The organism is Bacillus nitroreducens (genome assembly GCF_964021195.1).
The window spans coordinates 1447048-1470773 of the sequence record NZ_CAXHYI020000003.1; the positions used below are offsets into that span (position 1 = coordinate 1447048).

The 23726-nt window shown below is 39.8% G+C and carries 20 protein-coding genes, 1 pseudogene and 2 riboswitches; of the genes and pseudogenes, 12 read left to right on the forward strand and 9 right to left on the reverse strand.

The window, feature by feature from the left end; genetic code table 11:
* Window positions 1-36: 36 nt before the first annotated feature.
* Window positions 37-138: riboswitch (purine riboswitch) on the reverse strand.
* A 525-nt stretch (window positions 139-663) separates the two neighbouring features.
* From ACWPVE_RS10850 to ACWPVE_RS10875, 6 genes and pseudogenes are all read right to left on the reverse strand, one after another.
* Window positions 664-1608 carry a methyl-accepting chemotaxis protein gene (locus ACWPVE_RS10850; RefSeq protein WP_453997468.1) on the reverse strand — a complete coding sequence of 315 codons (945 nt, stop codon included), beginning with the start codon at window positions 1606-1608 and terminating at the stop codon, window positions 664-666.
* 24 nt (window positions 1609-1632) lie between these two features.
* Window positions 1633-2352, reverse strand: a pseudogene (locus ACWPVE_RS10855) (methyl-accepting chemotaxis protein); the annotation flags it as partial.
* A gap of 98 nt (window positions 2353-2450) precedes the next feature.
* Window positions 2451-3158, reverse strand: a complete 708-nt coding sequence (locus tag ACWPVE_RS10860; protein ID WP_453993228.1) for an EAL domain-containing protein — start codon at window positions 3156-3158, stop codon at window positions 2451-2453.
* A 267-nt stretch (window positions 3159-3425) separates the two neighbouring features.
* Window positions 3426-3509, reverse strand: a riboswitch (cyclic di-GMP riboswitch).
* Between the two features lie 430 nt (window positions 3510-3939).
* On the reverse strand, window positions 3940-5217 hold the full coding sequence (locus ACWPVE_RS10865; RefSeq protein WP_453993230.1) for a M20 family metallo-hydrolase: 1278 nt from the start codon (window positions 5215-5217) through the stop codon (window positions 3940-3942).
* Between the two features lie 709 nt (window positions 5218-5926).
* Window positions 5927-6451 (reverse strand): hypothetical protein, encoded by a 525-nt coding sequence (locus ACWPVE_RS10870; protein ID WP_453993232.1) that lies wholly within the window; start codon window positions 6449-6451, stop codon window positions 5927-5929.
* Window positions 6452-6645: 194 nt separating this feature from the next.
* Complete coding sequence (locus ACWPVE_RS10875; protein ID WP_453993234.1) at window positions 6646-7128, reverse strand: sigma-70 family RNA polymerase sigma factor; 483 nt, start codon at window positions 7126-7128, stop codon at window positions 6646-6648.
* Window positions 7129-7615: 487 nt separating this feature from the next.
* Here ACWPVE_RS10875 and ACWPVE_RS10880 point away from each other — a divergent pair, with 487 nt between their 5' ends.
* Window positions 7616-8800, forward strand: coding sequence for an acetyl-CoA C-acetyltransferase (locus tag ACWPVE_RS10880; protein WP_453993236.1), 1185 nt, complete (start codon window positions 7616-7618; stop codon window positions 8798-8800).
* Between the two features lie 86 nt (window positions 8801-8886).
* Here ACWPVE_RS10880 and ACWPVE_RS10885 read toward each other — a convergent pair whose 3' ends face one another.
* Entirely contained in the window at window positions 8887-10443 is a 1557-nt protein-coding gene (locus ACWPVE_RS10885; RefSeq protein ID WP_453993238.1) for an ATP-binding protein, read from the reverse strand.
* Window positions 10444-10828: 385 nt separating this feature from the next.
* Here ACWPVE_RS10885 and folE point away from each other — a divergent pair, with 385 nt between their 5' ends.
* The 10 genes from folE to ACWPVE_RS10935 all read left to right on the forward strand — a co-directional run bounded on the left by folE (window position 10829) and on the right by ACWPVE_RS10935 (window position 21756).
* Complete coding sequence (gene folE / locus ACWPVE_RS10890) at window positions 10829-11458, forward strand: GTP cyclohydrolase I FolE (protein WP_453993239.1); 630 nt, start codon at window positions 10829-10831, stop codon at window positions 11456-11458.
* A 190-nt stretch (window positions 11459-11648) separates the two neighbouring features.
* Entirely contained in the window at window positions 11649-12425 is a 777-nt protein-coding gene (locus ACWPVE_RS10895; protein WP_453993241.1) for an SDR family oxidoreductase, read from the forward strand.
* Between the two features lie 313 nt (window positions 12426-12738).
* Entirely contained in the window at window positions 12739-13029 is a 291-nt protein-coding gene (locus tag ACWPVE_RS10900) for a helix-turn-helix domain-containing protein (RefSeq protein WP_453990198.1), read from the forward strand.
* Window positions 13026-13898, forward strand: coding sequence for an IS3 family transposase (locus ACWPVE_RS10905; protein WP_453990196.1), 873 nt, complete (start codon window positions 13026-13028; stop codon window positions 13896-13898). Before ACWPVE_RS10900 ends, ACWPVE_RS10905 begins: the two co-directional genes overlap by 4 nt.
* A 714-nt stretch (window positions 13899-14612) precedes the next feature.
* On the forward strand, window positions 14613-14774 hold the full coding sequence (locus tag ACWPVE_RS10910; RefSeq protein WP_453993243.1) for a hypothetical protein: 162 nt from the start codon (window positions 14613-14615) through the stop codon (window positions 14772-14774).
* Window positions 14775-14882: 108 nt separating this feature from the next.
* Window positions 14883-16889: a penicillin-binding transpeptidase domain-containing protein gene (locus ACWPVE_RS10915; RefSeq protein ID WP_453993245.1), complete on the forward strand. Its 2007-nt coding sequence runs from the start codon at window positions 14883-14885 to the stop codon at window positions 16887-16889.
* 316 nt (window positions 16890-17205) lie between these two features.
* Window positions 17206-17769 carry a sigma-70 family RNA polymerase sigma factor gene (locus ACWPVE_RS10920; protein ID WP_453993247.1) on the forward strand — a complete coding sequence of 188 codons (564 nt, stop codon included), beginning with the start codon at window positions 17206-17208 and terminating at the stop codon, window positions 17767-17769.
* On the forward strand, window positions 17759-19090 hold the full coding sequence (locus tag ACWPVE_RS10925) for a hypothetical protein (protein ID WP_453993249.1): 1332 nt from the start codon (window positions 17759-17761) through the stop codon (window positions 19088-19090). The genes ACWPVE_RS10920 and ACWPVE_RS10925 overlap by 11 nt, the downstream gene beginning before the upstream one ends.
* 304 nt (window positions 19091-19394) lie before the next feature.
* Window positions 19395-21518 (forward strand): cell wall-binding repeat-containing protein, encoded by a 2124-nt coding sequence (locus ACWPVE_RS10930; RefSeq protein ID WP_453993251.1) that lies wholly within the window; start codon window positions 19395-19397, stop codon window positions 21516-21518.
* Window positions 21508-21756, forward strand: a complete 249-nt coding sequence (locus ACWPVE_RS10935) for a DUF3006 domain-containing protein (protein ID WP_453993252.1) — start codon at window positions 21508-21510, stop codon at window positions 21754-21756. Before ACWPVE_RS10930 ends, ACWPVE_RS10935 begins: the two co-directional genes overlap by 11 nt.
* 66 nt (window positions 21757-21822) lie before the next feature.
* On the opposite strand, the gene ACWPVE_RS10940 is transcribed toward ACWPVE_RS10935, so the two are convergent.
* The gene (locus tag ACWPVE_RS10940) at window positions 21823-22263 is read right to left on the reverse strand and encodes a CoxG family protein (protein ID WP_453993254.1); all 441 of its coding nucleotides are present in this window, start codon (window positions 22261-22263) and stop codon (window positions 21823-21825) included.
* Window positions 22264-22726: 463 nt separating this feature from the next.
* On the opposite strand from ACWPVE_RS10940, the gene ACWPVE_RS10945 reads away from it, so the two are divergent.
* Entirely contained in the window at window positions 22727-22924 is a 198-nt protein-coding gene (locus ACWPVE_RS10945) for a hypothetical protein (RefSeq protein WP_453993256.1), read from the forward strand.
* Window positions 22925-23245: 321 nt separating this feature from the next.
* Here the strand turns inward: ACWPVE_RS10945 and ACWPVE_RS10950 are convergent, their stop codons facing one another.
* Window positions 23246-23509 carry a hypothetical protein gene (locus ACWPVE_RS10950; RefSeq protein ID WP_453993258.1) on the reverse strand — a complete coding sequence of 88 codons (264 nt, stop codon included), beginning with the start codon at window positions 23507-23509 and terminating at the stop codon, window positions 23246-23248.
* Between the last annotated feature and the right edge of the window lie 217 nt (window positions 23510-23726).

Below are 23726 nucleotides of genomic sequence, written 5' to 3' on the forward strand. Positions count from 1 at the left end.
CAGGCTTTCACGAAGGAAAGTGGAATAAGCATAAATGCATTCCCATTGCTCACCCATAGTCAGCATATTTACGGTACGCTGGTAGAAACTTACGGGCCATATCCCCGTGATTATATGAGTGAATGCCGATATTCAAATGGTATGTTGGTATTATATGACGTATGACTCGATTTGTAAATGGTGAGTGATGGAAAAAATGATGAAATTACGTATGATAGGATGATTTTTTGGTTTCTTTGTTCGTTTTTTGACTATTTCAAAAAGAATGGAACCTTCAAAATTCGTCTCAAGGACGTTTGAGAGTGGATCTGTCTTGGAAATGGTACTGAGTGTGACCCTCATGGACAAAATGATGTTGTTAAAGAATAAAAGAGTGACCGATCCAGTCTACCGCGGACAAATCATGCGTTTGCATGAAAGAAAATGTTTCTGAGTTAGCTCTCCTAGACCAAATATAGTGGACGCATGTAAGAGAAGTCTATGAGAGCAGATAAATATGATATTGGTGAGAAGTTAGTAGAGTGGTAGAAAACTTCTACATCATAATCTTTAGAGATAATAAAAAGAAACATCCAGACACAATTTTAAGTATCTGGATGTTCTCAACTAAAAGGTATACTAGTATATCAATAAAACAAATAATAAGCCTAGCTTCAACTAATCTTACAATTTAAAACTACCAACTAGTTCATTTAATTCTTCAGAAACGATAGATAAATCTTTTGAACTCTTTGCGATTTCTTCCATGATCGAGCTTGTCTGTTGTGTTGATGCGGATGTTTGTTCCACACCAGCAGCTGATTCTTCGGAGATAGAAGCAATTTCTTGAATGGTTGCACTGATCTCTTGGCTATCATTTGACATTGTCGCTAAGTTCGAGGTGATTATTTGGATATTTGATACCATTTCGCCGATCGCTCTATCGATTTCAGCAAAGGTATCTCCAGTCGTCTTAACCTGAGTAGCTCCCTTTGCCACTTCTTCATAACCTAATTGAAGAGACTGAACAACATTCGTTGATTCTCGTTGAATACTCGCGACAATTTCTGTAATGTCTGACACAGAAACAGATACTTGTTCAGCCAGTTTTCTTACTTCATCCGCCACTACTGCAAAACCACGGCCGTGTTCACCTGCTCTAGCTGCTTCAATTGCTGCATTTAAGGCAAGTAAGTTGGTCTGGTCTGCAATATCATTTATCACAGATACTAGCTTGGATATGTCTTGTGATTGACTATCTAATCCTTTTACTTTTTCTACAGATTCTTGCACAATTTTGTCAATAGTTGCCATTTGTTGAACAGATAACTCCATTAATTGGCTGCCCTCTTCAGACATTTTTTGTACATTATTCGAAGTATCATAGATTTGCTCACCTTTTGAGTTTGCTTCTTGCATCTTCGAAGTAAAGTTTTCCATGGTAGATGCGAGGGTAGAAGAGCTATCGGCAAGAGTTTCTGCACCCCTAGCCATTTCTTGCATCGTAACTGCAATCTGTTCTGAGCCTGCTTTTACTTCACTAGCGGATTGTGCTAATTCTTCACTTTGGCTTGTGACGGTTTCTGACACACCATTTATTTTTCGTAATAGATTTCTAGTATTGTCCATACCCTCATTCGTAGCGTGAATCAATTGTCCCACTTCATCTTTCAGGTTCGTATGTAGGGGTTCTTGGCTTAGATCTCCCTTTGCTACTAATTTCATTTGATCCATTACTTTGATGATTGGTCTTGAAATAAGCGTAGAGGTAATCAACGCTGCGGCTATACTAACTAATACAACCAAAGCGGATACGACTGCTGCCGTGAAAAGGGTTCTTTCTCCAGTTTCTACAACCTCTTTTTCTGTCTGAATAATGGTTTCTTGACTTTTTAGCGCCAAATCTTCATATCCAGCCATAATTTCGCGAACTTCAGCATCGCTTTTTGCTAAATTTTCACGGGCCAACTCTGCATTACCACTGTCATACACATCAAATACTTCTGCTGCCACATATTGACGCCAAGCCACAGTTCTTTTAATAAGACTATCGAATTCCTCGGAAGCACCAATCTCCCTTACAGTCGCTTCATGTCGTTTTCCTTCTTCTGTATAGGCATTAAAACGGTCTTTATAATCTCCACCATATAAGACATAACCACGTGCTGTTGAAATTCGGTTCGCCATCGTACGAGCCATTTGTTCATTCGCAATCAGAATAGGAAGCTCTTCCTGTGCAATTATTCTCGCCTGCTCATTACTTTTAGAGATACTTATGTAAATATAAGCTGTAAATAGAACCATAAGTAAAATAACTAAGGAAAAACCAAATAATATTTTCATTTTTATACTTTTTAAATTTAATCGTTTCATTGTTACACTCCAATTTCGTAAAGTTAATATTTTATGTGCTACATTATTTTCACAAAAAAGCCTACATGCTTTTATATGTAATGCCACTTAAGTGTAGATTAAGCGAGGACTAAGGACTTTAAAGGAGACGGTTTACCTAATAAGTAACCTTGTACATAATTAATTCCAATTGTACGAACTAGTTTTAAATCCTCTTCCGTTTCTATACCTTCAATAATGACGGTGCAATTAAATGCATCGCATAATTTCTTGGCAGACCTAATTAGCTCCACTTTCTTTTGACAAACTGAAAGGTCTTTTGCAAAATAACGATCCAATTTTAAGTAATGTGGTTCTAATTCAATAAAACTTTTTATATCAGAATATCCACTACCAGCATCATCAAGTGCAATTTGGAAACCTAATTTTTTCAGGAACGTTATTCTTTTCATAAAGATAGTAAAATCTTGTATTTTTTCGGATTCTGATATCTCTAGTACAATTTCTTGCTCTCTTACATCGTGGTCTTTTACTAGATTCACAATGAGAGGTAGGAAGGATTTATTTAAGATAGTTGAAGGTAAAATATTTAAAAAAAGTTTTCCCTCTTTTGATGTGTAACCGTTGGAACAATATGTGTTAACTGCGTTTCGAATAGACAAACAGTCGAATTCATAGAGTTGTCCAGATTCTTTCGCCATTCTAAAAATAGATACAGGATTTGGCAGTACCTTTGACCGAATCAATGCCTCAAAACCGATTGGTTTAAGCTTATTTATATTTAAAATGGGCTGAAACACATGATAAAGTTCATTAGCCATTAACATTTAAAAATGACACCCCCCTATATATTTTTTCTGCGTTATGGCTGCTTTGGATGTAGATTAAGATAGGTATTTTCAAAACGGCACTAATTAGCGTTAGTTTTGTGGTTGTGAATAAAGTGCTATGTAGAAGGAAAAATGACTCATAGTATTTTTCGATAAAGCGTTAAAATATTGAGATATTTCCCTTCGAACGCGTATGCACCTCCAATTTTTGGCAATAAAAAAGAACCTGAAGAAAATTCAGATTCATCAATTTGAATACTTTCTTCTGGCAACCAGGCGACCATAGCATTTTCCCTTAGGCCCTTAGCTTTGCGTCCTTACCTTTCGATAAGTTTGCCTTTTTCAATTTAGTTACTAGTTCTAATGCACTACAGTTTTTTATATTTTAACTAAACCTCGACATTTTAACAAGTGATTCGACAAAGTTCTACAAATACCAAAATTATCCGATTATTCTTTAGATGATAAAGGTATCGTTTTAAGAATCAGGTAGGGAATAGAGGATGCCAGCAAGCACTCAAGGACAAATTGCGATTGTACAACATAAAAAGTGTCTCCGAGCGAGTATATAGCCGACAAATCAAGCATCAAATGGAAAAGAAAAGACCTGGAATCAAGTTATCACAGACAAATCGAAGTATACTCAACACCACGAAAAAAATGTCTCCGAGCCAAACGCTCGCAGACAAAATAATAGTAGAGACACATAAAAACTCAAATCTACTTCCAAATAAAAAATGGGACAGTAAATCTGCCCCATTTCAAGTAACCTTAATTCTTAGTAGTTCTCTACAAAATCTTTCAACACATGAACAGACTGCACGCAGTCGCTTAAAGATGTCCATTCGGCTGGGTTATGGCTGATTCCATCTTTGCTTTGGACGAAGATCATTGCAACGGGTAAGACATGACCGACGATCATCGAGTCGTGGCCAGCACCACTTGGTAGGTACACAGGTTCAATACCTTGAGCGACAACTGACTTTTCAATCTTTTTCTGCATGTCTTCACTGATTGGAACAGGTGCTTCACGGATTGTCTCTTCATAATGAAGTTCAATTCCGTGGGCCGCGGATACAGATTTAGCCTTCTCGATCACCATGTCAACGAGTTGATCTCTTGTTTCCTTTTTAATATCACGAATGTCAACGGAGAGCTGAACTTCGCCAGGAATGACATTCACTCCGTTTGGAAGAACTTCGATTTTTCCAACCGTTGCAACTGCTGACGAACTTACTTGTGCTGGAAGGGATGCAACCTCATGGATGAACTGTCCAGCTGCAACTAATGCATCCTGGCGGTCGTTCATTGGCGTGTTGCCCGCATGTCCCGCACGACCTGTAAACGTCAATTTCAACCAACAAGGTCCAGCGATTCCAGTCACAATTCCGACGGGGACGCCTGCTTTCTCCAATCGTTTTCCTTGTTCAATATGGATTTCCACAAATGCCTCAAGCTTTGATAAATCCCTTTTTGATGCGAAAAATTCATCGACAGAAAGCCCAATATCTTCTATCACCTTTGTGAAAGAATCACCATTGATGTCCTTTTTCGGAAGATATTCTTCCCTGGTTGCTTCACCAATCATCGATTGACTGCCACTAAAGCCACCATTAAAACGAGCTCCCTCTTCATCTGAAAAAATAACAACCTCAAATGGGCGTTCTGGCACATAGCCTGTTTGTTTCCATGCTTCAGCTACCTCAAGGGCTGCAAGTACACCGAGTGGTCCGTCAAAATGCCCGCCATTCGGAACACTATCGACATGGGAACCAGATAGAAGTGCTGGTAGATTTGGATTTTTACCTTCCTTACGACCAAATACATTTCCTGCACCGTCTTGGGTTACGGTCAGACCAGCTTCTGTCATCCACTTTTTCACCAAGTCTTTTGCAGCTTTTTCTTCTTTGGAAAACCCGATACGATGTGAGCCGTTATCAGCCGTTCGCCCAATTTCCGAAAGTGCTGCAAGACGAGAGGCGAGACGCTCACCACTGACGCCATTCTTGTCCAACGAAAGATCATAATCCGAAATCAACTTTTCTAATAAGTTCAATGTAGGTCGCTCCTTTTTTGTTTTTTCTCATTCTACCACAAGCGGGGGATATTATTGTACAAAAATATAGAAAATTAAACACGAACGAATGTTCTTATTTTGCTGGTAATCTATTAACTGAAATGTTAAAATAGGGATACAGTTACCTAAGCGGGTGGGCGGTTAGCCACTTCCTTGAGAAGGGGGGTGGTTAGATGACGGCATATGAATCAATGTCAATGGCACTTCAATCGAATCTAGTTCTTCTAGGGGTCCTAACAATTGTGGTCATGTTAGTCGTTGAAAACAAAAAGAAGTAACCGCCTATCCTCGCCTAGGATCTAGGTAGTTACTTCTTTTTGCTATCACTTCAAGTTCTTGGGCCAGCCGCTCACTTGCGGCGTAGCTGTGTGGATCAGGTGTTAGCGCACCTGATCTTTTTTAGTATATTCCCATTATAAGTCTTATAAATGCGTATTTCAACTTAGCGAGATGGAATTTAATATGACAATTTGAGAATACTGCAACTTGAACTTACAATAATTAGTTAGGGGACAATTTCCTCCGATACTCCAAAAAGTGAAAAACTAAAAAACGATAGTATTTGGAGTGTGTAACTAAAATAAGGGGGAAGGCGACTTAGGCCGTCATTCTGTCTACATAGGGAAGAATTCTCTCAAACTAGGGCGCAATCCCCCAAGCTAGGGCGTAAATCCGCAAAAACTATCCCTCACTCATAACTCGATTGCACATCAAGTGCCTTTTTCAACATTTTCTTCTTCTTTTCCTCGTACTCTTCACGGAAAGGGATGGCCTCTTCCTTTGAATAACCACTTTCCTCTAATTCCGATTCGAACAGAGCATAGATCTCCTCAAAAGCAGCATCCGTTTCTTTTTCTAGTGTTTTAAACTCATTATAATAAGTGCTCATCACCTGCAAAACAGCGATGCCGTCGGCAGATTCCTCAACGAAATCCTGTTTGGCACGAGAGAGCAATTTTTTCGCCTTCTTTTTCGTTTTCTTCTCAAGTTGCTCAAACTCAACAGTATATTTGTCTTTGATAACATCCAAAGGATCGGCCGTTGCCGCCGTCTCAACGGCTTGCACTGGTTGATCAGCAGGATCTTTTTTCGTGTCCAAATGCACTTCACGCTCAGGCAATTCTGTCACCTGAAAGGGCGCCTTTTCCAGATGCAAATACCAAAACACACCAAGCTCCACAACGATTGCGAGAACCAACAACCTCTTCAACATCTCTCACCTCACCATTCATTCTTGACCCAATGCCGAAAACTTAATCAAGAAACAGTGGGACGGTTCTGCTGTTCGCCTATTTTTTTCCATGAAACAGTGGGACGGTTCTGCTGTTCACCTATATTTTTCCATATCACTAGTCGTTAAGTGTAAACGAGTTTCTTCCAATAAAAACCGCGAACGATTCGTTAATATCATCCCTCTACCATAACAGTCTTCCGCAGCTTTTTAATCGCTTGTTTTCCCCAGGACTTCACGGATTCGACGGTCACGCCATGTTCTTCGGCAATTTCCTTATAACTTTTATCCTCAATAATTCGCCCCTGCACCCACTTCACCTGATTTTCTGTCAGGTTCCTTCCATATAACTCAATAATATCTGTTGGAAAATAGTCAGCACCATCGGCGATATTATTAAACAGCTGCTCGCCTGAAGGCTGGCAGTGCTCTTGGTAGCGAACTTCCTTTTTTAAATGATCCAAAAGCTTGCCACGAATCGTCGAATAGGCAAACGTTGAAAACTCAACACCTTTGTCTGGGTCAAAGCGTCTTGATGCCTCCCAAAGTCCAATTAAGCCAATTTGGAAAAATGTTTCCCTGTCTCCATATAGTTGAAGTCGTTTAATCACCTGAAAAATTAACGGTGTGTACCTTTCAGCAAGTACTTCAAATTCCATGTTAATGGTCCTTTTAAAGAACGCGTTCCTCTTTTATTCCGCCGGTACCACCAATTTACAAGGAGAGAGGGAGGGCGTCCAAAGGCCAAACATGACGTACGAAGTAGGTGTACTTCACGTTTGCGCTAGTGAAACGTCACGTACGACACTCAAGACGTAAAAAACATTAAAAAAACTGAGGAGTTGTGACTTTATTCACAGAAACTTGTCGAAACATGTTTTATTCTTTAGGTAGAAAGTAACAGCTTGGTAAACTCATCTGTCGTCATACATACATAACCATAAAGATGAAAGCGTTTCACACGCATTCTCTTTATGCCCCCACTTTTCCCCTTACAACGAGACCTACATAAACAACTAAATGAGTCCGACAATAGGTGTGCAAGGATGTACACCTCTTTCCATAGCAATATTAGTCAGAATATTCATTACACATCATTCGGAACATGTTAAAATAGGGAATAGATGTAAAAAAGGAGGTCTTACAATGGAACCGATTTACATTATTGATGGGGCACGTACGGCATTCACGAGTTTTGGAGGATCATTTGCAGGAACAGGTGCAACCGAGTTGGGCCGTGCAACAGCTGTTGAAGCCATGAAACGTTCGAATGTCGACCCAACTCAAATTGACCATGTCATTTACGGCAACGTCATTCATACCGAAAAAAATGCATCCTACTTGGCGCGCCATATCGCATTACATAGTGGCATTCCTCAGGAAGTCCCAGCATTTATGGTGAACCGTCTTTGTGGGTCTGGTTTGCAATCCGTGGTCTCTGCAGCCCAGCATATTTTAGTGGGGGATGCAAACATCATCCTAGCTGGAGGAACGGAGAATATGTCGCAGTCACCATACGCGAATTTTACCCAACGATTTGGCGGTTTAAAGCTTGGTAATCTTTCATTTGAAGACATGTTACTGACAACTTTAACCGATCAATATACGGGAAAAGGCATGGGCATGACAGCAGAAAAGCTAGCCGACCAATATTCAATTTCTCGTGAAGAACAAGATAAATTTGCGCTCGAATCCAATCAAAAGGCAGCAAAAGCAGCGGAGAACGGAATCTTTGCGGAAGAAATTGTGGCGGTAGAGGTGAAAACGAGAAAAGGTAGTATTTTAGTAGAAAAAGATGAACATATCAAACCGAATGCCAATCTTGAATCAATGAGCAAACTACGCCCATCCTTTCATGCAAATGGAACAGTCACGGCTGCTAATGCGTCAGGGATCAATGATGGAGCGGCTTCAGTCGTGGTTGCAGGGGAAAAGGCAGTGCGTGAAAATAGGTTGAAACCTCTTGCGAAGGTAGTATCGTGGGGTGTAGCGGGAGTTGACCCTACCATCATGGGAATTGGTCCAGTACCTGCCATTAAAAAGGCACTCGAACGGGCAGATCTTGGATTGGCAGACATGGATTTAGTCGAGGTGAACGAAGCGTTTGCTGCCCAATACCTTGCGGTTGAAAAAGAACTCGGACTTGATCGAGAAATAACAAACGTTAATGGAGGAGCTGTTGCACTAGGCCACCCAGTCGGTGCAAGTGGAGCACGAATTCTATTATCCGCGGCATACGAACTAAGACGTCGCAACAAAAAATACGCAGTTGTGAGTCTCTGCATCGGTGGCGGCCAAGGAATTGCAATGGTCATCGAGAATTGTAGCTAGCGGTAGGGGGGAGTTACTTCCTCGTCCCATTTATAATATAGGAATGTTGGGCTCGGCTTTCGCAAGAAGTCAGAGCCCTCATCTACTTACTTCACCATCTCGTTCGTCAACAAATAGTCATTCAATGCCAGCTGTAATGTTCCTTTTGATTCTGCAATTTCTGTAAAATTAAGGTCTAATGCAATCATCTTTCTCACGATTTCGGCACGGATCCCTGTAAGGACAACTTTTGCCCCCATCATTTTCACGCCCTCTATCAGTTTCATAAAGCGAATAATGATTTCCTCTTCCATGAGTGCGACACCTGAAAGATCTAAGATAACCGTCCGAATGTACTCATTCTCAATGCTAGTCAAGACTTTATCCTCAATGGTCATGAGGCGAATCTGATCAATCCTGCCAATCAGCGGAATGATAAATGTTTCTTTATTAATTGGAATAATCGGTACAGAGAGATTCTCAACAAGCTGTCGTTGGGATTCTAACAACTCGTCTTTGTACTTTGAATAGCTAATGAAGAAGTGAGTTAAGAAATGATCCAACAGAATATTGATCTTCTTTTCAAGTGAAAAGAAATCGTCGCGGTTGGATGGGTTATTTACTAACAGATCGTAATTGTACAAGAAGTCCCAAAGTGTGCGACGAATCGCTTGGACCCACTCGAGCTTAAAGGCGAGGGTGAGGGAATTTTTTGCCCAGGCTACACCCTCCTGTTTGGCGAACGCAATTAATTCATGATCACGCTCTTCAACCACATAGAGTACGAGTTTATGAGCGTTATCAAGAAGATTGATGTTCCCGATTGTGTGGATATCATTAATTTTATCCTTTACGTTAATCGCTTCTTCAAGTAGTTTCTCTTCAAAAACTGTCTTGTTAGTAATGAAAAACTCTCGTATGGAATCTTTGTATACTACATCCAATTTTCGTACACCTCGATTGATCATTTTGTGTTGTCTCGGAAGTCGAATGGTAAAGATGGTCCCGACATTTACCTCACTCTCAATGGAAATATCCCCGCCATGCTGGTACACGACAGAAAATACTTGAGTCATCCCCATTCCCGTTCCAGCATCCTTTGTTGAGAAAAAGGGTGTTCCGATTAAATTCATTTTTTCTTTAGGGATGCCAACGCCCGTATCTTTGATGGTAACAACAACCTCTTTGTCAGTAGCCTGATGAGTAATCGTGATGTTACCTCTCCCATCAATGGCTTCGATCGCATTTTTAATTAAATTAAAAAATGCCTTTTTGAACTGATTTTTCTTGCCTGCAATGGTGGCATCCGCATGCTGGAAGTCTGTAACAACCTGAATCTCATACAATTTATCCAAAAATAGGTTTAAAATAGATTCCAATTCAACAGCAAGGTGAATCGATTGAATATCCTCGTCTTCTAAGTCAGGCTTGGACACCTGTAGCAAATTGTTCAAGGTCGTCAATGCATTATCGAGTTCGCCTTGTGCAATGTCGAGATAAGCATGGCTTTCCTCTTGCTGAAGAAGTTGTAAAAATCCCTTCACAGCCGTCAACGGGTTGCGTACCTCATGAGCAATCCCTGCCGCAATTTGACCCACCGAAGCAAGCTGACTTAAATGTGCATCTTTCATTTGTTCCTCATACTTCAATTTATTTGAAACCATTGAAGATAGCCCCCATCTCTGTCATGCATATTCACTTGTAATAACACATCGATTTTACTCAAAATACATATCATGCTCAATGAAAACGGGTGGAAAACCATACCAAATCATAAAAAATACTACAAAAGCAGTAGAGAAAATTCAAACATCTCCCGAAATTTGTCGAAATGAAACAGCGGGACGGTTCTCCTGTTTCACTTAGGGGGAACTTGAACTATAACTACTGATTCAATTCTCCCTAAAGTTTGTAGCCTGAAATGTTTAACTATAAAACAACCAACTGTAGCAATCTAGTCATATAGTAAGAAGGATTTTCACTATGTAAGTAGAAGTAATTACTATAAAAGGCACAAACGCTTACATTACTAGAAAAGAGGTACGTCATATGTCTTTACTTGATACAGAAAGAAACATAATTGATAAATTTCCTCGTATATTTGAACAAAGCCCAGAAAAAATCAAACAAGTGCAACACGTAACGGATGCGTTAAAAGAATTAATCGAACTATGTGGGGATGACCCAACACGAGACGGACTTCTCGAGACACCGCATCGCGTCGTAAAAGCATTCCTCGAATATACAGAAGGATACCAAGAAGACCCAAGGGACCACCTGAAAAAGGTGTTCGATGTCACACACAAGGAACTCGTCCTCGTAAAAAATATCGAATTTCACTCCATGTGTGAGCATCATTTCGCACCATTCTTCGGCGTAGCACACGTCGGATACATACCCAATCAAAAGGTAACTGGGCTATCAAAGATTGGAAGAATGGTAGAGGGCTACGCCAAACGATTCCAGGTTCAAGAAACCCTAACAAACCAAATCGCAGACGCCATCGAAGAAATCCTCGAGCCACAAGGCACAATGGTCGTCATTGAAGCAAAACACATGTGCATGTGTGGCCGTGGAATCAAAAAAACAAACGCCGAAACCACCACAACAGCCGTAAGAGGAAAATTCGAAGAACGCGCCGACGCCCGCCTCGAATTTCTCACACTACTAAACAGATGAAACAGCGGGACGGTTCTAGTGTTTCATTTAGGTCACAATGACAGTAAACATAGCTGTTTCATTTCAACCACAATGATAGTAAGCAAAGAGATGGTTCATGTGTTTCAATCGGATTTCTAGAACCATCCTGGGTCTCCTATTACGGGGACAAGTACTCTGTTCCATTTATGAAGAAAGGCAGGTGATAAGGGTGAGACATGCGGTCATAACTGCGGGAACAAAAGGCTTGGGTAGAAAAGTGACAGAGGAACTTTTGAAAATGGGCTGCTCAGTGACAGTGAATTACAGAAGTGATGAAGCGCGGGTAGAAGAGTTGAAAAGAGAATGGAAACCATACTCAGAAACGATTCAATTCGTCCAAGGAGATATTACAAAAAAAGAAGAAATCACCAACATTTTCAACCAAGCGATGAATCGTTTTGGTAGGATTGATTACCTCATTAACAATGCTGGGCCGTATATTTTTGAACGCAAAAAATTAGTAGATTACGAGGATCACGAATGGAATGAGATGATTGATGGCAATCTCAATTCCGTGTTTCACTTTCTCAAACTTACGATTCCTGTAATGCGAAGGCAGCAGTTCGGCAGGATCATCACCTATGGCTTTCAGGACGCCGAAAGCTCACCTGGTTGGATGTATCGCGCTGCCTTCAGCGCAGCGAAAGTCGGTCTCGTTTCACTTACGAAATCCATTTCCCTTGAAGAAGCCGAGCACGGCATTACGGCAAATATGGTATGCCCAGGTGATATAGTGGGCGATATGAAAGAGGCCGCAATCGCAGATGCTCGCACACAAAAAGACCCAGAAACACCAATCGGCCGCCCAGGGACAGGCGAGGATATCGCTAGAATCATTGCCTTTCTCTGTGATGAGAATTCTGATTTTATTACTGGGAGTGTCATCTCTGCTTCTGGTGGAGTGAACGTCGTGAATAAAGTTGGACCACGAGGAAAGGTCCGTTGACCCCGTTTGTCTGGGGCAACGGGCTTTTTTTGTTTGAAGAGCATACATGATTAAGCGAAGGGAGCAAATCTTGGTGCTGAGGCGTAAATCCTGAGGTGAAGGTGCAAATCCCGAGTAGAAGACGCAAATCCCTGGGTGAAGACGCAAATCCCTGGGTGAAGACGCAAATCCCGAGTAGAAGACGCAAATCCTGAGTGGAAGACGCAAATCCCTGGTAGAAGACGCAAATCCCTGTGTTATTGTACCTATATGGTAGACAATTTTAGAAAAACGCACTCTCTAGTGTTACATTAGTTTAGGGGGAGTGTATAAAATGAGAATTCAAAATAATTATTCATATGATTTAAAGAAACAAGTTGTAGAGATGTTTTTAGAGGGACATTCAGCTGCTGAATTAGCTAAGAAATTCGAGATTAAAAATCAACGTAGAGTATATGATTGGGTAGAGAAGGTTAGAGCCGAGGGGTATTCTGCCTTAAACGATGCAAGGGGGACGAATAGTCAGGGGAAGAGTAAGAAGGCAAAAACGTTAGAAGAAAAGTATGAATTACTAAAGTTGGAGAATGAATATTTAAAAAAGTTGTTGCGTCTAAAAAGGGGGTGAACGATAAAGAAGAACAATACGCTTTTATTCATGCGTATTCAACCCAATATCCAGTAATAAAATTGGTGGAAATAACGAAGGTATCACGTTCTGGTTATTATAAATGGTTAAAAAGGAATGGAAACAATAATCAGGATAGGATTGATGAGTCTTTATTTCTTTATATCCATAAGATATTTACAGATCATCGAGGAACTGTTGGTAGAAAGCGAATCAAACTTTTATTGAAAAAAGAATATGGTTTGATTGTAAATGAGAAACGTATTTCAAGAATCATGCGCAAATATGGAATACAATGTAAAATTCGCAGAAAAAGGTTCAAAAATAGACCTCAACCAAATGGAATAATAACGAACATATTGGATAGAAATTTTCATGCGATAAGACCAGGAATTAAATTAGCGATTGATATTACGTATATTGAAGTGAAAAAAAGTTTTCAGAAATGGATCTATTTATGTGCAATAAAAGATCTATACAATGGGGAGATCGTTGCTTATTCAATCGGAACGAATCAGGGGATGAAACTAGTATATAGGGCATTAGATGACCTGAAAAAAAGAGGGTTTGAGAAAAGAGCGATCTTGCATAGCGATCAAGGCACTCAATTCACAAACCATCGGTATATGAAGCGACTACAAGATATGGGTATTACCCAATCTATGTCCCGCAGAGGCAACTGCTGGGACAATGCATGTATTGAGAACTTCTTTGGGCATTTGAAATGTGAAATGCTTTGTTTCAGCCAACCTGAAACAGTAATTGAAGTACGACAAGCAGTAGAAGCTTACATTAACTATTATAACAATAAACGTATTCAAACGAAATTAGAAATGAGTCCTGTTGAATATAGGACTCAGGTAGCTTAATTTTGTGCGTTTTTAAACTGTCTATTTGACAGGGGCATGTACAATCAGGATGAAGGCGCATATACTCGTGCGAGGACGCATATTTCGAGTCGGAGGCTCATAAACACACGGGCGAGAACCCAAATCCCGAGATAATGACGCAATCCCGTGGCTATGACCTACCCCAAACACTCTGTTATTCTTATTCTCATACATCAAAACCACACATCAATACAACCTGTACTAATCATAAAACTAGATTTCAAACAATCGTTTGTTTGCCACGTAAAACTAGTAGTAGCAAACAGTTTGAATTCAAACAAACGTTTGATTAAACCATATTTGAGACTCCAGAACTCCTCTGTTGCACCTAGCAAAACAACTAAAACAGTATGCGAGAATAATAGGCAAAAGGAACCTGTCCATTCATTCTAAAATTAAGTTTTTTCCTCATGATTTTCTCTTGCGGATGGATTCTGTTTAAAGAAAGTCTGTTTCTGTGGCTCACTATTTATACAGCAGTTCTCGTGATCCCACTAATAAGTTTAGCCCTAGAAAGAGAAAAGGATAAAAGCTTGGTTGAGAGCTCTTGTCTAATTGACACTGGCTTTTTTTCTGTTACGAGTCCCAGCCCATCCTGACTCATTCCAGAATTGGATAAGTGAAAGAAATCAACTCTATTGCCAAAGCGGCTGTGTGAAGATCTCTACCTACATCGATGAAGAGGACAACCTGATGACTAAATCGGAAATTGTCCCCGTTACGGACAGCTATACAAACTTCTATATCCTATTCGCTACTGGTTCCTTTTCATACATCGATGGCACTGGCAAAGAAGTCCATCATCATGGAATCAATATAGCGGGGTGGTGGATTAACACAACCGAATGGAAGTGAATCACGAGATAGGTTCCATTTTTTATCAAATGAGTATTCAAAAAATACCAAAAAATATATTATACTTGGGAGTATGGAAGAAAATAGGATAGAAGGCGGGGGAGGACGATGAAAAAATTACATTGGTTATTCGGTAGTCTTTTGATGATTACGATTCTTTTAACAGGCTGCGAAGAGGATCCAAAACCAGAGGACGCATTTAATTCGTTTATTGCTGATTGGAGTCAACTAGACTTTGAAAAAGTCTATGATCAATTCTCAACGGATACAAAAGAAACGGTGAATAAGGATGAATTTGTAGAACGCTTCACAAAGATATACACTGATATTGGTGTGAATAACCTGACGATCAATTTTATAACATCAGATGAAGAAGTGAAGCCAAATGACCAAGGGGAGGTCACGTTTACATACGACTTAGCGATGGAAACAATCGCTGGTCCTGTTGAATTTTCCGAACAAGCTACACTTGTGTTAGAGGAAAAAGAAGACGAGAAGACGTGGAAGGTAAAATGGAAGCCCGCCATGTTTTTTCCTGATATGCAAGAAGGAGACCAAGTACGTTTTGACGAAAGTTCTCCGACTCGTGGGGAAATTCTCGATCGAAACGGTATCAAACTAGCAGAAAACGGCCTAGTCTATGAAATCGGGCTTGTTCCTCAAGACCTCGGTGAAAATAAAGAGGCTACCATAGCGAAAGTCGCGGAGTTATTGAATGTAACCCCTGAATCCATTGGAAAAGAGCTAAATGCTTCTTGGGTTCAACCTGACTATTTTGTGCCAATAGCAAGACTACCTTTACAAGAACAGGAGCTTGCCACAGAGGTCACACAATTAAAAGGAGTCCTTTCAAAAAAGGTAGAATCTCGTGTATATCCTTTTAAGGATGCGGCTGCTCATCTAATCGGCTATATTGGGAGTGTGACGGCGGAAGATTTAAAAGAGCTTGAAGGAAAAGGCTACTCAGCGAATGATAAGGTAGGAAAGAAAGGCCTTGAGCTCGTTTTTGAGGAGCGCCTAAGAGGTGAGAAAGGCGTCCATCTCTACATTAAAAAAGCAAATGAAGAAAAGGTAACCCTAGCTCAAAAAGAAGTAAAAAACGGAGAAAATATTACCTTAACGATTGACATCGATGTTCAGATTATCACACACGATCAACTGGGTGGGAAGGCAGGCGCTGCAGCTGCAATTCATCCGCTAACTGGTGAGGCACTTGCACTTGTAAGTAGTCCTGCGTTTGATCCAAATGCATTTGTGCTAGGAAATGCTCCGTGGACTCAATTAAATGAAGATCCACTGAAGCCACTGTTGAATCGTTTTAACCTAACGTATTCACCAGGCTCGACCTTTAAGCCGATCACAGCGGAAATCGCGTTAGATAATCAAGTGATTAACCCTCAGACATCGATTGATATTAAAGGAAAACAGTGGAAAAAGGATAGCTCATGGGGGGGATATTCCATTACTAGGGTGACGGACCCAGGAAAACCAGTAAATTTACGAGACGCTTTTGTCTACTCTGACAATATTTATTTCGCACAAGCAGCATTAGGTATTGGTGGAGAACGATTTGAGTCAGAACTAACGAAATACGGATTTGGTGAAGAATTCCCGTTTGAATATCCTGTCTATCAATCGAAGGTTTCAAACGAAGGGCTTAATTCTGATGTGTTGACAGCGGATACAGGTTATGGGCAAGGTCAACTCGAAATGAGTCCCATCCACTTAGCAGTTGCGTATACACCATTGCTGAATTCAGGCAATCTGATCAAACCAAAGCTCATCATGGACGATGCGGAACCCGTTGTTTGGAAGGAAAATGTCGTAACATCTGAAAATGCCCAAATGATTCTAGATAACTTAGTTCAGGTTGTCGAAGATCCGAATGGAACTGCACATGATGCAAAAATAGATGGCATACAGCTTGCTGGAAAAACAGGAACAGCTGAGCTTAAAGCAACAAAAGAGGAAGATGGCCAGGAAAATGGCTGGTTTGTGGCAGTTAACACCGAAAACCCAAGTCTATTAGTGGCAATGTTGATTGAAGACGTGAAAAATGGAAGCCATGATGTCATCCCTAAAGTGAAAGCGGTATTTGAGTCAGTTGTGAAATAATGAAAATATAACTTAACGTTGTGCTGCACCTAATCGTTTGATTCCAAAACGAACAATTGGGTGCAGTTTTTTTATGCGTTTAAACCAACATTCAGTAAACATCTAAAATTCCGACTCCAAAACCAGCTATCTCCTACTTGAACTGGGAACAACCCACAGAACGTATGGGATAGATGCCTTGGTTAATAAAAAGGGTAGAGTACCATAGGCAGCGTACCTCTCTCTCTGTTCTGAATAAAAAACTTGATACAATTGAGACGTAGAAGAAGAATCGGACGTCAAACAAGTAAATAGAACAACATAGGGGGTGAGTGGGGTGAAAAACATCGTTACACAAGGGTCATTGTCACCCGATAACGCGGATTCCGCCGCTTTCATTGAGGAACTGATCGATGTGTATGAGCGTCAAATTACCAATTTTGTTTATTCATATGTAAAGGATTGGTCCGTTGCTAAAGAGGTCACGCAAGATGTGTTTATCAAAGTCTATGAAAAACATAAAACATTTGAGGGAAGAAGCAAAGTGAAGACGTGGCTGTACACCATTGCTGCAAACCAAGCGAAGGATTACCTCAGGGCACAGGAAAGAAGAAAGAAAGGGTTAAAACAACTTTTTGCCAACATCCTGAAAACGATGGAATCAAATACCCCTGAATCCATTTTACTTGAAAATGAAAAGAATCAATTATTAGCGGAAAAAGTACTAGCGCTACCCGTGATCTATCGAGAAGTGATTTTTTTATTTTATTATGAAGAAATGTCTACGATTGAAATAAGTGAACTTCTCCAAGTGAGTGCATCCACAATACGAACTCGTCTGGATCGGGCTAGAAAAATGCTGAAGAGCGAACAAGAAAGGAGTGAACAATATGAAAGATGAACTAAAAGTCATAAAGGAACAATTCGACCAACATGTCTTTTCAAAACATCCGTACCAAAGCCAGAAAGAAGAAATTTTGAAGCGTCTCCAGAAAAAGCCGAAAAAGCACAAGAGGGTCATTCATACTTTAGCAGCAGTAGCCGCAGTCGCTTTATTTACAATCATAACGAGCTCGTATGTCTTGCAGCAAGGAAAGGAAAATCCAGGTCAACAAGCAGAAGATCCTACACCACCGACCAATCAAAATCCAATTACAGATAAAAATGAAGACAAAACCATAGAAGAAACCACCCCACCGCAACAAGAAAAAACAGGAGAAGAATGGATTGCCCAATTCAAAGATGAATGGGATCGCATCAGGGAACCATTTCAAAAAATGCAGCTAACCTATCATAGCAATACCTACGATAGCCAAACCATCAAGAGAACCTACGAGATCAACATGGAATATACAAATGAGAATCTCACATATGTTGCTGATTCGTTCATTGATAGACCAAAAAATAGTCAACATTTAAAAACAATCATTCAAGGAAATAAGCTTACACAAGTGGACCACATTTTAAAAAACTTTGAAACTAGTGATCTGACTGGTACGGCTGTGGATATTTTCAACAATCCATCCGATCTAACGCTTGAACCATTATTCCCTCTAAATGGGTATGAAACCTTGTTCTCAGATGCTTATTCGTGGGATGTAGAAAAAGTAGACGAGGCAGCGGGATGGGTTCAGTTACTTGCAACGGTGAATCCCGATTACTCTGATTACACAAGAACAAAAGCAAAGGTTAAAATCAATCTCGACACTAGCATTGTCTTAGAATTAATCACATATGAAGGTGAAAAAGTATTCGAAGAACTACTTGTTGAAAAAGCATTAGTGGATGATGAGGTCGTTTCGCTCAACCTTGATACAACCGTCCCTAATGGATACGTTGATATCAATAAGGTGAACAAAGAACGCGTCAAAATCGATAGTCAATGGGAAACAGAAACAAATCAAGCACTTAAAGGTGACCCGCAGGTGAGCGAAGAAGGATTCCTTCTATCAGGTGAAGGAGGATTCGTAAGCTTTATTCTCACAGTAAAGGAAGGCACATCCGAACAAAACGCAAAACAACTGGCTCAAAGTCTTGTAAACATCTATACAGAAAAAGCAAATGCATCAACAGAACTAAAACAAAGAGGCATCTCGATTTGGGATCAATATGCCTTTAATATCTTTATCATCATAGAGCCAACACAGGACGACCCGACCTATAACGGTGACATGAGTAAAGACAAACAAAACGGAGTCCCCCTTATAAAATGGAACAATTAATGATGACACGAGACAGTGACGACCGCTCATTGTCAGCAAGGGCCTCGACGGTGGGACCGCTCACTATTCCTTCCGAATACATCTCATCAGTAAAGAAGTGACCAACCATGGCTCACTTCTTTTTTGCGTTCTAGTTGGCCCCTTAGACTAAATAATCACTTATGTTTTTAGGAAAATAGGAGAAAGTAATTCAGTGAATATGTCATAGGAATATCTCCTTTATATGTAGGAATTTTTTACCCAGATATATCACGATGAAATCATAATGTAGGTCATTTATTTACTCTATTGTAAGGAGGTACATATGAAAAAGTTTTGTTATCTTTTGTTAGCGATCGTAATCACAGTAAGTACGATCCTTTTTAATCCTTCATCTAATATGGCAGCCAGTGATTACACACGGTTGTCTGGTAGCACCCGTTTAGATACGGCACTGCAAATATCGAAAACGGGATGGCCAAACGGGTTGGAGAGCCCAGAGAAATCAGTCATTTTAGCTCGTGCAGATGATCCAGCAGATGCTCTTGCCGCAGCAAGCTTGGCTGGTACGTTGGATGCGCCAATCCTACTTACTTACCCAAACAAACTAGATCAGTCGATTTTGACAGAATTAACCCGACTAGGTGCTGCAAAGATCTACATTCTCGGTGGTACAGGGGCTATATCGACGACTGTTGAATATCAATTGCAATCAAACGGCTATCAAACGCAACGTGTACAAGGCCAGAATCGTTTCAAAACAGCCGAAGCGATTAATAACGTGGCAGGGACTGCCCAAAAGTCAAAGGCGATTCTTGTAAATGGTTCAACCGTGGCAGACGCACTATCAGCTTCCGCGACATCTGCCATTTATGAAATTCCCATATATTTAGCCACGAAAGATTCAATGAGAGTTGAATTACCTTCCAATATTAATGAAGTTGATATTTATGGTGGTACTGCCGTCATCTCCACTGAGATTGAGAACCAACTTAAAGCAAAAGGTATAAAAGTGAACCGGATTGCAGGTGGAAGTCGGTACGATACGAGTGTAACAGCCGCAAACAATCTACATATTAATGCGGATCATATCATTCTTGTACGAGGCGAATCGGTTAGTAAGACGAAACAAGACTATCCAGATGCGGTTGCTGCTTCAGGATTAGCGAACAGGTTAAATGCGGAAATAGTATTGATTCATCCGACTCGTACGATAAGTAGTACAAAGTCATATCTATCTGGAAAGACGGTCAATACCATTGTCTTAGGTGGAAAAATAGCGATTCCTGACAGAGCCTTACAAGGTCTTGGTTACGATACACCAGGACAATTAACCGTTCATTTCATTGATGTTGGGCAAGGTGACAGCATCCTTGTTCAAACTGAAGAGAAAACCTTATTAGTAGATGGTGGAAACCGTTCTGCAGGTCAAAAAGTGGTAGCCTATCTCAAAAAAGCGGGGATTACTTCGATTGATTATTTAATTGCAACACATCCAGATGCAGATCACATTGGCGGTTTAATTGATGTCTTACAGTCAATTCCAGTAGGCAGAGTGTTAGACTCAGGACTATCTCATACATCTCAAACCTATCTCGATTATCTACATGTTGTCGACCAAAAGAATATCCCTTTAGAAGTTCCAAATGTGGGAAGCCAATTCACATTAAGTAAAGGAATCAGTTTTACTATTTTAAACAATGGAAATGGCTATAATGAAAACAATGCGGGGTCAATTGTCGCAAAGGTAACCTATGATAATGTGAGCTTCATGTTAACTGGAGATGCATCAATCGACTCAGAGCAAGTGATGCTGTCTCGCTCAGGTAATCTACAAGCAACATTCCTAAAGGTAGGGCATCATGGCTCTGTTACAACTACATCCCAAGTATTTCTTAATGCCGTGAATCCAAAAGTAGCCATCCTTTCATACGGAAAAAACGCATATGGACATCCGAATGCAGACGTGGTTAACAGACTCAAAAATAAAAAAGTCAAACTGTACTCGACGTATCAATCTGGGGACATTGTGGTCATGACTGACGGTTCCACATATACTATGAATGCTACACCTTGGACAGGGACAGGAAGTGGAGGAACGCCTTCGCCACAACCTTCAGAACCTACGCCACTGACAACGACTGGAAAAATAGATATAACAGGATTAGATTTAGGAAGTGACATTGTAATAATAAAAAACATTGATTCGAAAGACATAAAAATGGATGGCTGGAAACTAGTAAGCGTGGAAGGAAATCAAACGTATTATTTCCCTTCAGGGTATGTTCTAAAAAAAGGGGCTACAGTAAAAATCGTTTCAGGTAGGAATGCTAAACATAATCCACCTTCACAATTATTATGGACGACAGGGAACATATGGAATAACTCAGGGGATTCAGCGGTCTTATATGACCCACAAGGAAAGGTGATTGATAAACTTGCAAAATAAATACACAGTAGACCGGTTTGAAGGTCATCTTGCGGTCCTGTTATTGAGGGATAATGAAAGAATTCAGATCAACATAAACAGGGATGAATTACCTAGTGACCTACAAGAAGGGGACATCATTCACCTAGATCTAAACGAAGATGGCTCCATTAAATATGTAGAAATATTACATGAGGAAACCGCACAAGCGCGTAAAACAGCTGAAGATTTATTAGAAAAACTAAAAAATAAGAAGTAAGAGGTAAAGCCCCACAAACGTGAGGGCTCTTTTTCAATTGTTATGTACAAGCGACCCGTTTAATTTCTACGCTAATACCGCAATTTTACGTGCAAGAGATTCAGTTAGGCGAGAGGCTACTTTTGGAACAGCCCATTTAATAATAGGTGTTAAGACAGCACCTGATAATCCCCCAGCATTCACTTCCACTGTCCCAGTCATAGTTGTCTTACCATTCATATCCTCTGCAGTAAAATGGCCACTTCCTGTAAAATTATCGGATAGTCCTTTAATTTCAAACTTAATATTTGATGGTTCATTCCACTCAGTAATATCTACCTGGGCTCTAATTGTTTTTTTAATCCCTTTTACCTTACCTTCAAATGTCCAAATTGATTGCGTATCATTGATGATTTCATGTTCTTTATAGGCTGGCACTGTCTTTGCCCATCGTTCAAAATCACTGAGATAATCCCAAACAGCTTGTACATCTACTGGAACTACAACGGTATGTGTTCCTGTTGCCATAAAAAATCCCTACTTTCACTCTATAAAAGAAGTTGTAACTTTTATTTTTATAGGAACCATTATGACATAAATCAGGACAAACTTACATCACTTTAACCAGAATTTTCCCTGATAATCCTTATTATGACCCAAATGGTTATAGTAATAAAGAACTTGAATATACCAAGAACCTTCCTATTTATATAGTGCAAAAAAACGTTATCATTATAAACCGATAATACGAATACGAGGCCATGGTGGGTTATACACTATGAAGTAACGAATTTCAGTAAGTTATGCCAGAAAAACTTATCGGTTGTTGTGAGAGGTGACTACTGGCAGATGTACTAACCGCTTCTTTACAAACTACTAACAAGATGCTTGGTTCTTAACGGTCAGTCCGAATAGCTTTCCATTTTATAATGTGAACTTAATTAGTCGCTTCGACATCTCTAATTTTCAAATTATTGGCGAATCAAATGCCATGAGGATTAAAGTCGTTTCGGAGATATCGAAGAAACGTGGAACGATTTTCATGACGAAGGATAACATCATTGACTTTACAAAGACATTTGGCTCTTGTTCAAGTCAGCAAGTTGCTTTAAGTAAAGGGAAGAAAATAGTCGATGAATACGGAACGACCTATGAGTTTCCTAACAGAGTTTTCAGTATTTGCAGTTAAAGGTATGGTAGGTACTGTTTCGTTTTCGAGAGAATTGTACCTAACATCACTTAAGTGTCCACTGCCCATGCTAGAAACAATCTCAACTTTAAATGGGAAACTGGTATTTTTCAGTCTGAAAAACACAATATCGACTCAAAATACAGCAAAGTTATCTGGTCAGTATTGTACTACGTATGGCATAGACATCCAGAATCTGAATCAAAAGTATTTTTGATACTTTTTAGCGCGAATAATTAAAAATCAGTGGGCTGAGGGACTTTCTTCAGCCCATCATTTGTTTAATTTTCGAATGGCATCTTGAATAAAGGACCTGTCAGTTTACGATAATTGACTCTCAAGATCCAGCAAGGAGTTTTTTAAGTCCTCACGTAAATAATAGTAGGTTTTTGTTTCTTTAAAGGCTTTAAGGGCGTTAGACAGTTCTTGTTTTTGTTCAGAAGTTATGTTTAAGGATAGATTGTCCAATCCATTTGAAAGTTCATTGGAAATCAAATGAAATGTACCTTGGGAAGTGTCTTCCATAACCTCACTAACTATATCTATAGAATCTTTAAAGTTTGAAACGTTGTTTATGTATACCATCGGATAACGCTCCCTTTTATTAAGTTTTTTTGTTTTGATATTTATTATTTCCAAAGATTAGTTTTTTTACAATTTAACTGGAAAAAAATATCATTGTGGTTGAAAAAAATTACAAATTGGCTTATAGTTATTTATTGTGGTAACAAAGTACGGCTAAAAATATATTTAAAGAGCAGGACTTTTAACCTAGTAAATTTGGCGGTTGTTAATACAAGGA